General features: G+C 63.7%; 14 protein-coding genes. 7 read left to right on the plus strand and 7 right to left on the minus strand.

The annotated features are described in order from the left end of the window. Positions 1 to 17 precede the first annotated feature (17 nt). From FJ039_01810 to FJ039_01830, 5 genes are all read left to right on the plus strand, one after another. A complete protein-coding gene (locus FJ039_01810) occupies positions 18 to 479 on the plus strand; it encodes a VOC family protein (GenBank protein MBM4404906.1) in 462 nt (153 codons plus the stop codon). A gap of 82 nt (positions 480 to 561) precedes the next feature. Continuing rightward, positions 562 to 1,254 (plus strand): hypothetical protein, encoded by a 693-nt coding sequence (locus FJ039_01815; protein ID MBM4404907.1) that lies wholly within the window; start codon positions 562 to 564, stop codon positions 1,252 to 1,254. After that, a complete protein-coding gene (locus tag FJ039_01820; protein MBM4404908.1) occupies positions 1,242 to 1,331 on the plus strand; it encodes a hypothetical protein in 90 nt (29 codons plus the stop codon). Before FJ039_01815 ends, FJ039_01820 begins: the two co-directional genes overlap by 13 nt. 45 nt (positions 1,332 to 1,376) lie before the next feature. Next, complete coding sequence (locus FJ039_01825; GenBank protein ID MBM4404909.1) at positions 1,377 to 2,714, plus strand: MMPL family transporter; 1,338 nt, start codon at positions 1,377 to 1,379, stop codon at positions 2,712 to 2,714. A 139-nt stretch (positions 2,715 to 2,853) separates the two neighbouring features. Beyond that, positions 2,854 to 3,189: a hypothetical protein gene (locus FJ039_01830; protein MBM4404910.1), complete on the plus strand. Its 336-nt coding sequence runs from the start codon at positions 2,854 to 2,856 to the stop codon at positions 3,187 to 3,189. A gap of 16 nt (positions 3,190 to 3,205) precedes the next feature. Here FJ039_01830 and FJ039_01835 read toward each other — a convergent pair whose 3' ends face one another. From FJ039_01835 to FJ039_01850, 4 genes are all read right to left on the minus strand, one after another. Continuing rightward, complete coding sequence (locus tag FJ039_01835; protein ID MBM4404911.1) at positions 3,206 to 4,132, minus strand: cyclase family protein; 927 nt, start codon at positions 4,130 to 4,132, stop codon at positions 3,206 to 3,208. Positions 4,133 to 4,248: 116 nt separating this feature from the next. Then, positions 4,249 to 5,178, minus strand: a complete 930-nt coding sequence (locus tag FJ039_01840) for a cyclase family protein (GenBank protein ID MBM4404912.1) — start codon at positions 5,176 to 5,178, stop codon at positions 4,249 to 4,251. A 78-nt stretch (positions 5,179 to 5,256) separates the two neighbouring features. After that, the gene (locus tag FJ039_01845; protein ID MBM4404913.1) at positions 5,257 to 6,444 is read right to left on the minus strand and encodes an amidohydrolase; all 1,188 of its coding nucleotides are present in this window, start codon (positions 6,442 to 6,444) and stop codon (positions 5,257 to 5,259) included. A 71-nt stretch (positions 6,445 to 6,515) separates the two neighbouring features. Then, entirely contained in the window at positions 6,516 to 8,003 is a 1,488-nt protein-coding gene (locus FJ039_01850; protein ID MBM4404914.1) for a hypothetical protein, read from the minus strand. Positions 8,004 to 8,093: 90 nt separating this feature from the next. Here FJ039_01850 and FJ039_01855 point away from each other — a divergent pair, with 90 nt between their 5' ends. Next, positions 8,094 to 9,056 carry a MoxR family ATPase gene (locus tag FJ039_01855; GenBank protein MBM4404915.1) on the plus strand — a complete coding sequence of 321 codons (963 nt, stop codon included), beginning with the start codon at positions 8,094 to 8,096 and terminating at the stop codon, positions 9,054 to 9,056. An 87-nt stretch (positions 9,057 to 9,143) separates the two neighbouring features. Continuing rightward, complete coding sequence (locus FJ039_01860; protein ID MBM4404916.1) at positions 9,144 to 9,665, plus strand: methylated-DNA--[protein]-cysteine S-methyltransferase; 522 nt, start codon at positions 9,144 to 9,146, stop codon at positions 9,663 to 9,665. Here FJ039_01860 and FJ039_01865 read toward each other — a convergent pair. The 3 genes from FJ039_01865 to FJ039_01875 are packed head-to-tail and all read right to left on the minus strand — an operon-like array spanning position 9,662 to position 13,949. Then, positions 9,662 to 9,973: a DUF2007 domain-containing protein gene (locus tag FJ039_01865; protein ID MBM4404917.1), complete on the minus strand. Its 312-nt coding sequence runs from the start codon at positions 9,971 to 9,973 to the stop codon at positions 9,662 to 9,664. The two genes, FJ039_01860 and FJ039_01865, sit on opposite strands and share 4 nt — an antisense overlap. Beyond that, on the minus strand, positions 9,889 to 10,284 hold the full coding sequence (locus FJ039_01870; GenBank protein MBM4404918.1) for a DUF3291 domain-containing protein: 396 nt from the start codon (positions 10,282 to 10,284) through the stop codon (positions 9,889 to 9,891). Before FJ039_01870 ends, FJ039_01865 begins: the two co-directional genes overlap by 85 nt. Positions 10,285 to 10,298: 14 nt before the next feature. Beyond that, positions 10,299 to 13,949, minus strand: a complete 3,651-nt coding sequence (locus FJ039_01875; protein MBM4404919.1) for a DNA polymerase III subunit alpha — start codon at positions 13,947 to 13,949, stop codon at positions 10,299 to 10,301. Positions 13,950 to 13,959: the final 10 nt, after the last annotated feature.

A 13,959-nucleotide genomic window follows, 5' to 3' on the forward strand; every position in this document is an offset into this window, starting at 1 on the left:
GCGATGCAAAGGAGCACATGAAGAAGGTCACACCGTTCCTATGGTTTGACGGCACGGCGGAGGAGGCGGCGACGTTCTACGTCGCGCTCTTCAAGGATGCAAGGATACTTGAAGTCTCGCGACGGGGGCCGAAGGGGCCCGTCTTCATCGTGCGGTTCACAGTCGCCGGGCAGGAGTTGCTGGCGCTGAACGGCGGGCCGACGTTCAAGTTCACGGAGGCGATATCGCTCTACGTGAACTGCGAGACGCAGAGGGAAGTGGACCGCTTGTGGAAAAAGCTATCCTCTGACGGTGGAGCCGAGGGCCAGTGCGGTTGGGTAAAGGATAAGTACGGCCTCTGGTGGCAGATCGTGCCGACGATCCTGCCGAAGTTGCTGCAGGACAAGGACCCGGCGAAGGCCGGCCGCGTGACGCAGGCGATGCTCAAGATGAAGAGGCTGAACATCAAGGGACTGAAGGCGGCCTACGTAGGGAAATAGCAGTCCAGTTGCATTCTGCTACCCTGGATATGTTTGCACTCGTGATGCCCACTTTCTAGGAACATAGAAATAGGAGACCCCTGTGAAGTCGCTCGCTCAGTTCTGCTATCGGAAACGCCGCACGGTTGTCATCGCGTGGATCGTGCTGTTGCTCGGCCTCTTCGCCATCTCCGGCGCAGTGGGCGGGGAGTACAACACAGAGTTCAAGCAGCCCGACTCGGAGAGCGCGCGGGCGATCACCTTGCTCAAGGAGCGCGGCCTGAGCGAGCGGACAGGCTTCCAGGGTCAGATCGTCTTCAAGGCGGAGAAGGGCGTGAACGACCCGGGCGTGAAGAGCCGGATGGAGGAGTTCTTCGCCAAGGTGGGGAACGTGCTGGAGGACGAGCAGATCGTCAGCCCGTACGGGCCGCAGAACGTGCACCAGATCTCCAAGGACGGCAAAGCGGCCTACGCGGAGATCAACCTCTCGGAGCGAGACAACAAGCAGTACCTGGACGACGGGAAGGCCGTGCGCGAGGTGTGGAAGGATGCCCCGAGAGACGGAATCCAGGTGGAACTGGGCGGCGATATCTTCGCCGAGCAGATAGATTTCTCCAGCGAGATCATCGGAATCGGGGCGGCAATCATCATCTTGATCGTCGCGTTCGGCTCGCTGCTGGCGATGGGCCTGCCGATCGTCACGGCCTTGTTCGGCATCGGCTGCGGATTCGCCATCATCCGCATCATCCCCGCGTGCTCCAGACGCCCGATTTCACGGGCGCCATGGCGGCAATGATCGGCATCGGCGTGGGGATAGACTACGCGCTGCTCATCGTGACGCGATATCGCCAGGGATTGCGGGACGGACTGTAGCCTAAGGAGGCGGTCAGCCTCGCGCTGGACACCTCGGGCCGAGCGGTGGTCTTCGCGGGCATCACCGTTGTCATCTCGCTGCTCGGCATCTTCATCATGAATCTGGATTTCATGCGCGCCGTCGCCATCGCGGGCGTCTCCGCCGTGGCGATGACGATGCTCGCGGCGGTGACGCTGCTCCCGGCGCTGCTGGGCTTCGCGGGGCGCAACGTGGACCGCCTGCGCGTGCCCATCCTGGGCGGGAAGAAAGAGGGGGAGATGGCAGGCTCCTTCTGGTACCGGTGGAGCCGTGTCATCCAGGCGCGCCCGTGGCCTGCGCTGATCGTGAGCGCGGGGCTTCTCATCCTTATCGCGGCGCCGGTCTTTTCGATGCGGCTGGGCTTCCCCGATTCGGGCAACCGCCTCACGAGCGATACAACGCGCCGGGCGTACGACCTTCTGGCGGACGGCTTTGGGCCGGGCTTCAACGGCCCGATCCTGATGGTGGCGGACACGCCCGGAGGCCAAGCGGACGCGCCGAAGGTCCAGCAGCTGGCGAAGGCGATCAAGGCTACGGAGGGCGTGGCCTCCGTGGTGGAGCCACAGATCATCCCGGACGCGAAGGTGGCGCTGATCACCGTTTTCCCCGCCACGGCCTTCCAATCCAAGGAGACGACGGACCTGGTGCACCGGCTGCGGAAGGAGACGGTGCCGCCGGTGGAGCAGAGCACCAAGCTGGAGATCTATGCCTCGGGCGGGCCGCCCTTCATCGTTGACTTTTCGGACTACATGGGGCGCCGGCTGCCCTATTTTATCGGCGCGGTGCTGGTCCTCTCGTTCCTGTTGTTGCTCGTCGTCTTCCATAGCGTCGTGGTGCCGCTGAAGGCCGTGGTCATGAACATGCTCTCCATCGGCGCGGCCTTCGGCGCGACGGTGGCGGTCTTCCAGTGGGGGTTCGGGGCATCACTGATCGGCGTGAAAGAGGGTCCCGTTGACGCCTGGGTGCCGATGATGCTCTTCGCCATCGTCTTCGGCCTTTCGATGGACTACGAGGTCTTTCTGCTGACCCGGGTGCGGGAGGAGTATGACAAGACGGGCGATAACGCGCGCGCCGTTGCAGACGGCATGGCGGCCACGGGGCGGGTGATCTCGGCGGCCGCGGCGATCATGGTCTGCGTCTTCGCCAGCTTCATGCTGGGCGACGACCGGTCGCTGAAGCTCTTTGGCTTCGGCCTCGCGGCCGCCGTCTTCATAGACGCCACCCTGGTGCGCCTGGTGCTGGTGCTGGCGGCGATGGAGCTGATGGGCAAGGCGAACTGGTGGGCGCCGGATTGGCTGGCGCGCCGCCTGCCGACCATCCGTGTAGATAATGTAGAAAAGACGACGCCGAGGCCACGGGGATAGGCGGGCGACGACGATCTCTAGGTAGTCCTATCTCTCAAACTGTAAGGATGCTGTAATAGGCAATGGCAGAAATCCGCTCTGCCTTCGGTTATCGTTTGCTGGTTGGGAAGGCAAACATCATTGACCGAGGTGAGCAGCGATGAAGAAGTACCTGGTTATCTATCAGTCGTCCGTTTCCGCGATGGAGCAGATGGCAAAGGCGACGCCGGAGCAGGCAAAGGCCGGGATGGCGGCCTGGATGACGTGGGGCGAAAAGAATAAAGCCGCCATCGTGGATATGGGTTCGCCCGTAGGCAATCCGCAGAGCTTCAAGTCCGGCGGGGGCTCCTCAATCAAGAGCGCCATCGGCGGATATTCCATCCTGCAGGCGGCTTCGCAGGACGGCCTGAAGAAGGCACTGGCGAATCAACCACACCTGATGATGGCGGGGAATACTATCGAGGTGCACGAGTTCCTACCGATCCCCGGCATGTAGCGGCAGGCGCCGCTGTCTAAAAAATCGCCATGGGGTTGATGGGCGAGCCGGTAGCGCCGACGACTTTCAGCGGCGACATGGCGAGCATGAAGTCGTAGCGCTTCTCCTCCGCGCAGGCCTGGGCCAGCGGCTCCAGGAGGGCGTTGTCCACAAGGGCCATGCCGTAGCTGAAGAGGACGCCGTGGACGGGGATGAGGAGGTCGTAGCCGCTGGGGCGCGCGTCAATCATGTCCCAGACGAGCATCGAGGCGTCGCACTCCCGGATGAACTCGAGGCAGGAGGCGTGGAGGCCGGGCTGCTGTCCCTGGAGCTCGTGACAGCCCCAAGGCGTCTCCGCGTGGGCGCGCTGCCAGGCCTCGCGGCCGCAGTGAATGACGAGGGCATCGCCCGGGGTAATCTTGACGCCTTGGGCCTTGACGGCGGCCTCCAGGTCCCAGCCGTGGACGGGCTCGCCGATCTCCACGAACGTGCCGCGCAGTTTGGGGATGTCCAGCAGGACGCCTCGGGTGGCGATGCCATCGGCCCAGGCTTCGATGGAGCCCCAGGTGGCGCCGTTGTAGGTGATCTCCTTATTCGGGTCGCGGCCGTTCCACATAACGCCGTTGTCCCAGACGTGGCAGAGGGCGTCTATGTGGGTGGCGCCGCCGCCGTGGTAGAAGATGCCGATATAGTCCACCGCCGAGCCGAAGCGTCCCGGGAGGGACGATTTGCGCATCCAGTGGTCGGCGGGATAGTGGTTGCCGGGGCGCGGCTTGGTGGGGAAATCGCGGCTGAGTGAGACGAGGCGGCCGGACTTCACGAGCTTCGCGGCTTCTATGCGCTTCTGCGGCGTGATGAGGTTCAGTGCACCTTTCTGATCGTCCTTGCCCCAGCGTCCCCAGTTGCTGCCCTTCTTGAGCATCTGGTTCACTTCTTGCTGGGTGGGAATGCGGCGGGATTTCATTGTGACCTACTTTCAGAGAGAGGTTTAGGCATGGAGTTGCCCGATCGGCAGATGCTCTGATGGACGCAAGTGAGGGCGAGACAAGTCTGCGCGGCTCGCCCCTACGGGCTGGAACGTCAAAATAGGGCGATGGGGTTGATGGGGCCGCCGGTGCCGCCCATGAGCCGGAGCGGCGCGAGGGAGACCATGAAGTCGTAGCGCTTCTCTTGCGCGCAGACCTGGGCCAGCGGCTCCAGGAGGGCGTTGTCCACAAAGGCCATGCCGTAGGCGAAGATGGCGCCGTGGACCGGGACGCCGAGGCTATAGCCGCTGGGCGTGGCGTCCATCATGTCCCAGATGAGAACGGCGGAGTCATAAGCCTTGAAGAACTCCAGGCATGAGGCGTGGAGGCCCGGCGTCTGGCCTGCGGGGCCGCCCTGGGCGTAGCCTTTGCCGGGGTTGGCGCGCTGCCATTCTTCGCGGCCGCTATAGACGCAGAGAGCGTCCCCAGGCTCAAGCTTCAGGCCCTGGGCCTTGGCGGCGGCCTCAAGCTCCCAGCCGTGGACGGGCGCATCCAGTGTGACGAAGAACTTTTTGCGGAACTTGGGGATGTCTATCAACACGCCCCGGGTGACGATGCCTTCGGCCCAGGCATCAATGCCGCCCCAGGTGACGCCGTTGAAGGTGATGTGCTTCTTGGGGTCGCCGCCGTTGTAGATGCCGTCCCTGCCCCAGAAGTGGGAGAGGGCGTCTATATGGGTGTTGGCATAGCCGTGGAAGTAGATGCCGATGAAATCGCCGGAAGAGCCATAGCCCTCCGCCTGGTGGGCCTTCATGTAGTGCTGGACGGGCCGGGCATTGTTGGGCGCCGACATGGTCGCCAGATCGCGCGTGAGGGAGACGATGCGGCCGGTCTTCACGAGCTTGGCGGCGGCGGCGCGCTTCTTGGCCGTGATGAGATTGATCGCGCCCTTCTGATCGTCCTTGCCCCAGCGTCCCCAGTTGTTCTTTTCATAGAGCCAGGAGCGGAGGTCTTTCTCCGTGGGGACGCGCTTGCTGAGGGGCATGAGGGCTCCTTACGAAGTGGGGGCAGGATTAGAGCCTGGCTGGGCCAGCCCCGGCAGCCCCCAGGGAAGGCGAGCTGTTTAGACCGGGACCTTGGTCTTGAGGCCGAAGAACTTGGCCGCGTTCTCTCCCATGAGCTTGCGGATGATATCGCCGGAGAGGCCGCCGCGCTCCAGGTTGGCGATGGCCTCCACGGCGTCCGAGGCGTCATGGCCGGGATACCGGGAGCCCCATGCGCCGACGTCTTCATAGAGATCGGGCAAGCGGGAGACGCAGGACTCCCAGGTATCGAAGTTGACGAGAGAGGGCCGGTTATGGAAGACCTCTTGGGGCTCAAGGCTGACGGGCTTGGCCTGGGGAAAGAGCCAGAGGTAGGTCTCCGACTTCTCCAGGGCGAGGGGGACCCAATAGCCCCCGGAATGAAAGTAACCGAGCTTGAGGCGAGGGTAGTCCTCCATATGCCCGAAGAAGCAGATGGCGCTCAGGAAGAGGCCGCCATCCATGCCGGGGGCGATGACCTCAGCAACGGGCTGGCCGATGCGGAGGACGGAGGCAACGCGCTCGATGAAGGGGCCTTCCGAGGTCCATTCCGGGTTGGTGACGCCGGAGGAGGGGGTGATGCAGGCGGCGATGCCGAGGCGCTCGATCTCCGCCCAGAGGGCGTTGTACTCCGGGGCGTTGGGATAGCGGCTGTGGTAGAAGGAGGGCCGGATGGAGACGCCCTTGAAGCCGGCCTTGGCGGTCCGCTGAAGCTCCTTCATGGCGAAGGCGGGCGATTGCATGGGCAGGATGGCCATGGGGAAGAGGCGCTTGGGATCGGCCTTGGCCAGGTCCAGCGCCCAGTTGTTGTAAGCGCGGGCCAGTGCGTAGGCCACATCCGGGTTCTCCACCACGGGGAGATATTCGGCGAAGAGCGTGGGGAAGACGATGGCCTGGTCTATATCCATGGCGTCCATGTCTTTCAGCCGCATCTTGCCGTCCCAGGCGCCGGGGTTGGCCGGATGGGACTTCTTGGGGTCCAGGGCGCCGATCTCCTTGACGGTCATGCCGGGCCGGTAGATGGTGTGGCGGTTGAGCTTGCCATCGGCGAAGGCGGGTGCCGGGGAGCCGTTGAGGATGACGACGGGCGTGCTATCCGTGCTGACTTCATGCCAGAAGGAGGATCGGGCCAGCGTGCGGTATTCCGGCTCCAGGTATTTGGTCCAGATCTCCGCGGGCTCATAGACATGGCTATCGGCGTCAATGACAGTATAGTTGTGCTTCTTCATCGCGTGCTCCTTGGTGCGTTCGTCCCTTCCACATGCGGGACGACGCTTGCGAAGGTCTCAGGCGGCCGCCGTTAATGGCCGGCGCGGCCCGCCATCATCTTGGCCTGCCACTCGCGGGCCAGCTTGGGGTCCTTCTGGACGCGGGCGAACTCTTCGAGCTCCGCAGGCTTGGGGAACCAGGCCGGGCGCTCGATGGGTTTCTGCTCATGGACGAACATCTTAGGCTCGATGCGGTACATGCGGTAGGCGTTGCCGCCGAGCATCTTGGCCTGAACGGCCTCCGGCACTTCCACTTCGCTCATCTCGCGGATGGCGCTCCAGGAGTCGGAGGCGTCATGGTGGTAGGCGTCCGAGGCCCAGACGGCGACGTTTTCAAACTTGTCCCACTGGCGGAACATTGGCGTCTCATCCGATTCGAAGGAGATGAACATCTGGTCGTAGAAGGCCTCGCTGGGCAGGCGCTTCACGGGCGCGGTGCGCTGGCTGGCATAAAGGTGGAAGTAGCGGTCCAGGCGCTCCAGGATGCCGGGGAGCCAGGTGGAATTGGACTCCAAGATGGACATCTTGAGCTTGGGGTAGCGCTCCAGGAAGCCGGAGAGGAGGACCTGGGCGAGCCAGGTTGTGGCTTCATAGATGAAGCTGAGGGTCTGGGAGTTGATACCCTGGGCCATGCCGTTGCCGTGGGCCGTGAGGTCTATGAGCTCACCGGGGGTGAACATGGGCTTGTCCGTGGGGCCCACGCCGGTGGTGGGGAAGGTGTGCATGCCGACGACGGTATTCGTCTCCTCGAAGGCGCGGAAGACCTTGTCCCAGTTGATGCCGCCCCAGCTGGGGTAGATCTTGTTCGGGTAGTTGCCCTGGGCGTCAATGGGGCGCACGAGGGCAACGCGGACGCCCATCTTGGCGATGCGGCGCAGCTCATCGGCGGCGTACTCGGCGTTCTGCACGGGGAGCCAGCCTGCGGCGTGGAGGCGCTCGCGGTTGGCGCTGCAGAAGTCGTCGGCCCAGTTGTTGTAGGCGCGGGCCAGGGCGGCTGCGCCATCGGCGTTTTCAATGAAGGGGAAGTGGCCGACGAGGAGGGTGGGGATGATCATGACGGCGTCTATGCCCATCAAGTCTAGGTCCTTGATGCGGGCATGGGGCTCGTAGGCGCCCTGGTGCTCGAGGTAATCTTTCTGGTCCTCGTTGAGCTGGCTATAGATGAGCTTGCGCTTGATGGGCTTGGTCATCCCCGGGCCGGAGATGCAGATGGGGTTGAAGCCGGGGGAAAACTCGTAGCGCGCGCCGCCGATGACCTTCTTTTTGCCGTTGAGGATGGCCTGCTTCTCGTTGCGCCAGTAGGATTGCTGGACCAGATCCTTGTATTTCGGCTCTACGTACTCCCAAATCTTGAGCGGATCATTGATGTGGGCGTCGCAATCGAAGACCGGGAAGTTCTTGGTCATCTTGCCGTTAGCCATGCCGCCGTTTTTCGACATCATCCCCTCCTGTGGCTTTGGGTTTGATCGAGGGTAGCAAAGCGCAACGGGGGTGTCAATCGGCGGGCCGGGGAGACCCATGCCTCTGGGGTGGACGAATCCATCGGGCGGTAGCCATCGTCTGCTACAATGGCCCGACGCCGAGCGGCCAATCCATGGGTGGAGGGTGCTTTGACCAACGCTAAGGCTATAGCCGAAAAGGTGATCGGGAACGTCGAAAAGGTCATCATCGGCAAACGCCCGGAAGTCGAGCTCGCCCTTATCGCCCTCATCTGCCGCGGCCACGCCCTCATCGAAGATGTGCCCGGTGTGGGCAAGACGACGATGGCGAAGAGCCTGGCGCGCTCCATCAGCTGCAGTTTCAAGCGCATCCAGTTCACGCCGGACATGCTGCCGACGGATATCACGGGCGTCTCCATCTTTAACCAGAAATCTGGGGACTTTGAGTACCGCCCCGGCCCGATCCTGGCGCAGGTGGTGCTGGCTGATGAGATCAACCGCGCCACGCCGAAGACGCAATCGGCGCTCCTGGAAGTGATGGAGGAGCAGCAGGTGACGGTGGACGGCGTGCCGCACCCGATGCCGCAGCCCTTTATCGTGCTTGCGACGCAGAACCCCATCGAGTACGAAGGGACATTCCCGCTTCCGGAGGCCCAGCTGGACCGCTTCTTCCTGCGCATCTCCATGGGCTATCCCACGGCCGCCGCCGAGGTGCAGATACTGGACATGCAGCAGAAGAGCCACCCTGTGGACTCGCTGACGCCCGTGGCCTCCGCCGACGAGGTCATCTCGATCCAGAACGCCGTCCGCGATGTCTATGTGGATACGCTCATCAAGAGCTATATCGTCTCGATCGCAGAGGCGACGCGGCGACACGAGGCGATCTATCTGGGCGCATCGCCGCGCGGCTCGCTGTATCTCTTCCACGCCGCCCAGGCGCGCGCCCTTTTACAGGACCGCGACTACGTGACGCCGGACGATGTGAAGGCGCTGGCGGAGCCGGTGCTTTCACACCGCCTGCTGGTGAACCCCGCCTCCCGCATGAAGGATGTAACGGGGCGCACGATCGTCGCCGCCGTGTTGGACCAGGTGCCGGTGCCAGGCGCGCGTCCTCGCGATAAGGTCCGCTCCTAGGCGCGGCCCGGGCCTTCTGCCAACCGCCCCTTCCCTTACCTTCCAAGGAAGGACTAGGATTGACGGACTGAGCAGGAGGGCCGAAAGATGGAACCGCAACTCTGTTACGCCACGGAAAAGACGCCTTGGGGCTACATCGCCCTTGTGGCCTCCGATAGGGAGCTCGTGCGGCTGACGCTGCCGTGCGAACGGGAGCAGGAGGCCCTGGCGGAAGTGGCAGATGCGCTCAACGGCTACGCTGTGCTGGATCACAAGCCCTTCGCCGAGCTGCTCTCGCGGCTGACGCGCTACTTCGCGGGCGAGGCCGTGGACTTCAGCGATGTTGCGCTGGATGATTCGAAGGCGACGCCCTTCCGCCGCCGCGTGATGAAGGCGGTACGCGGCATCCCGCGGGGCAAAGTGATGAGCTACCGCCAGGTAGCTTCGAAGGTGGGGCGGCCCCTGGCGGCGCGGGCAGTGGGGGCGACGATGGCGGCGAACCCGGTCTGCATCATCGTGCCGTGCCACCGGGTGGTGGGGAGCGACGGCAGGCTCGTGGGATTCGGGGGCGGGCTGGAGATGAAGCAGCGGATGCTGGAGATGGAAGGGGCGGCGGTAGTTCGCTCCTAGTCGGCGATCTCTCCAACAAGCTCTTCCAGTAGCTTCTTCGCTTCTTCCAACTGGTCTTGGCGCACCAGGACGCGCACGGGGAGGACGGACTGGGCGAGGAAGTAGGGCATCTTGGCCTCGGGCGCGGCGGCGGCGATGCCGTTGGCAATGAGCAACTCCACCCAGCTTTCCGCGATGATGGCGTTGGGCGCAGTGACTACCCGAACCCAATCGCTCGGCATGCCTATCGCTTCTGGTAGCGGAAGGTCGGCGTTTTCAGACGCTTCAAGACGTCCTTCCAGTCCACCTTGCCATCGGGCGCGGTCCATTCGACGAAGGCCGCGCCTTCGCCGGCCCACTGGGCGAAGCGCTTGGTGGCGGTGAGGTGCGGCTCGGCCTGGACGAAGGCGCGCATGGCGGCGCGGTCGCGCCAGGCGGAGACGGTCCAGAACTTCTTGCGCCGCATGTCTGTGTTAAGGGCGTAGCGGACCGCGCCGTCTGTCCGTTTCACCTGCTTGGCCACGCGCGTGCTGAAAGCCAGGAAGGCCGGGATGTCTCGATAGCGCCGCAGGGGAAGAACCGTCGCGCTCCACTCAACGTTGCCCGTCGCCGCAGGCTTCACCAGGCCGCCCGTCTTCATCGCTCCACCGCTTTCTAGGCTATCTGAATGGCTTCCGAGCCGACCAATGCCGCGATCTTGTTGAGCACTTCCGTCTCGCAAGAGGTCTTGAGGTCTTCAAAGGTGAGCGTCTTTTCGCCATCGAAGGACTTGATGGTGAAATAGACGGAGTCCGGGCCGCTCTTGGAGCGGACGATGCCGAGAATCTCCCGGAAGAGATTGATGTCCGCCTGGGAATCATCCGTCTCCTGGAGGACGATGGTCATGGCCCTGGGCGCAGGCTTTGCGGCGGGTTTCTTGTGGGCGCCGTTGCCGTTCATGTGGCCGTTGCCGTTGAGAGCGGCGGCCTTGGGCGGTGGCGGCGGCTCGACGATCTTTTCGACGGCGGCAACGGGATCGGCATCCACTGCGGCGACGGGCGGCTCATCAAGGACGACCTGTGCTCCCGCATCGCGGCCGCCGATGACGGCATCGAGGGGCTCGGCGCTATCGCAGGCGACGGAGATGCGGTCGTTGCGGGAGCGGACCTTGCCCTTCACCACCAGCATCATGTCGTCGCGCCAGAGATGGGCTGTCTTCTCATAGGTGCCGGGCCAGACTGTGACTTCCACCTTGCCGTTCAGGTCGTCTTCCAGCGTGGCGACGGCGAAGCTGCGGGCATCGCGCTTGGTCTGCAGGATGCGCACGGCGGAGACCTGGCCCGCGATGGTGACGGCCTTGTTCTCCAAGTCAATAGTGATGTTGCCGCAGGGCGTGATTTCCGGGCCCAGTAGGGCCACGGCCTTTGTAAGGGGGTGGTCGTCTAGGTAGACGCCCAGCAGCTCCTTCTGCCACTGGAGGCGCGTCTGCTGAGGCACCTCGCTCCCCTGGCCGGGGACGGCGATCTCCGGGACGGGCACAGGGACGGAGGCGCCGAAGAGATCGAACATGGTGGACTGGCCGCTCTCCTTGCGCCGCGCTTCCTGCTGGGCGAGGGAGAGGATGCGGTCTGCGCTGGCAAGGAGACCTTCGCGGCTACCAAAGCCATCCAGCGCGCCGACCATAATAAGGCTCTCCAGCGCGCGCTTGTTGAGGCTCTTGAGCGGGGCGCGCCTGGCGAAGTCCTCTACATTCTTATAGGGGCCGCCGCGCTCCCGCTCTTCGATGATGGGCAGGACGGCGGCTTCGCCGACGTTCTTGATGGCGGCCAGGCCGAAGCGGATACCGGGCTTGCCGGAGCTTTCATCTATCGTGAAGCCGGCGCTGCCGGCGTTGACGTCCGGGGTCAGCACCGGGATGCCCAAGCGGCGGCACTCGGTGATGGTGGTGGCAACTTTGTCTGTGGCGCCCTGGAAGCAGCTGAGGAGGGCCGTCATGGATTCCAAGGGGTAGTTGGCCTTGAAGTAGGCAGTCCAGTAGGCGATGAGGGCGTAGCTGATGCTGTGGGCCTTGTTGAAGGCGTACCCGGCGAAGGGCTCGATGAGGTTCCAGACGGTCTCCGCCATCTGGGCTGTGTGTCCCTGGGTCATCGCGCCCTTCACGAAGTCGCTCTTCTGCTCCTGCATGAGCGCAGCGATCTTCTTGCCCATGGCCTTGCGGACGATATCGGCCTTGCCCATGCTGTACCCGGCGAAGTGTCGCAGGACCATGAGCACTTGATCTTGATAGACGATGATGCCGTAGGTCTCGTCCAGGATCTCCTTGAGCGCGGGATGGGGATAGCTGACCTCGCGGCGGCCGTGCTTGGAGTCTATGAAGGCCGGGATCTGCTCCAGCGGCCCCGGGCGATAGAGGGCGATCATGGCGGAGAGGTCGCCGAGGGTGGAGGGGCGCAGCTCTTTAATGTAGCGGCGCATGCCGGTGCTTTCCAGCTGGAAGATGCCCGTCGTCTCGCCTGAGGAGAGGAGGCTGAAGGTCTTCTTATCATCGAGGGGGATTTGCAGCAGGTCCAAGGGCTTGCCGGTCTGCCTGCTGATGGTGGCGCAGGTCTTCTGCAAGATGGTAAGGTTGATGAGGCCCAGGAAGTCCATCTTGAGGAGGCCGAGCTTGGCGATGTCCCCCATGGAGAATTGCGTGAGGTTGACGCCGGTCTCGGCGCCCTTGATGCCGCGCTGGAGGGGCACGATGTTGATGAGGGGTTCGTCCGAGATGACGACGCCCGCGGCATGGGTGCCGGCGTTGCGGGCGACGCCTTCCAAGCTCTGGCCTGCATCCACGAGCTTCTTGATCGTCGCGTCGGCTTCGTAGACCTGCTTGAACTCGGGGATGAGGCCTTTGGCATCTTCGATGGTCCAGGCCTTGATACCGCCGCGCTCCTCCTTGCGATAGCCCGTGGGGATCAGGCGCGTGACGCGGTCCACATCGGCATAGGTCATGCCGAGGGCGCGGCCGGTATCGCGGAGTGCCTGCTTCGCGCCCAGGGTGCCGAAGGTGATGATCTGGGCGACGCGCGCATCGCCATAGCGCTTGAGGACGTAGTCAATGACCTCGTCCCGGCGGTCATCCTGGAAGTCCATGTCAATATCGGGCATCTCCTTGCGCTCGATGTTGAGGAAGCGCTCGAAGACGAGGCGGTACTTCAGGGGGTCGGCGTTGGTGACGTAGAGGCAGTAGAGGACGAGGCTGGAGGCCGCGCTGCCGCGGACGCCCATGAAAATATTCTGCTCGCGCACGAAGCGGCTGATGTCCCAGACGACGAGGAAGTAATCGGAGAAGCGCGTCTTTTTGATGACGTCCAGCTCATAGTCCAGCCGGGCGCGCTGCTCGTCGGTGGGCTCGCCGTAGCGCCTGCGGAGGCCCTCCCAGCAGAGCTTGGTGAGGTAGTCATCGGCGGAGCCGCCATCGGGAACCGGGAACTTGGGCAGGTGCGATTTCTTGAAGTCAATATTGATATTGCACTGGTCGGCGATGGCGCGCGTGGACTGGACGGCCTGGGGCAGATCGGCGAAGAGGCGCTCCATCTCCTCCGTGCTGCGGAGGTAATAGGTGGGATCGTCCATCCGCATGCGGTCCCTCTGGTCCACGGTGCTGTTGGTGCCGATGCAGAGGAGGATATCGTGGGTCGTATGGTCGTGCTGGTGGACGTAGTGGACGTCGTTGGTGGCCACCAGGGGCAAGTCGAGCTCGCGGCTCATGGAAAGGAGCTGTTCATTGACGACGCTTAGCTCAGGGAGGCCATCGCGCTTCTGGATCTCGAGGTAGAAGCCGCTGAGGACTTCGCGGTGCCACTTGGCGGCGGCGCGGGCATCCTGGTTGCGGCCCTGCTGGATGAGGCGGGGAATCTCGCCGTTGAGGCAGCCGGAGAAGGCGATGATGCCCTGCCCATGCTCCTGAAGAAGCTCGTGGTCTATGCGGGGCTTGTAATAGAAGCCTTCAAGGTTGGCCTTAGTGATGAGCTTGATGAGGTTGCTATAGCCGGTGTTGTCCCTGGCTAAGAGCGTGATGTGGTAGGGCTGCTTATCGCCGCCGGCCTTGCTGTGGCGGCTCCCCGGCGCCATGTAGGCTTCCACGCCGATGACGGGCTTGATGTTCTCCGATTTGCAGGCGTTATAGAACTCGATGGCGGAATAGAGGGCGCCGTGATCCGTGACGCCCATGGTGTCCATGCCGAGCTCTTTGGCGCGGGCGACCAGGTGATCAATACGGCACAGCCCGTCAAGCAGGCTGTACTCCGTGTGGAGGTGGAGATGTGTAAAGGGAGCGCCCATCGGCCGGCCG

Source organism: Chloroflexota bacterium (assembly GCA_016875535.1).
Lineage (GTDB): Bacteria > Chloroflexota > Dehalococcoidia > SHYB01 > SHYB01 > VGPF01.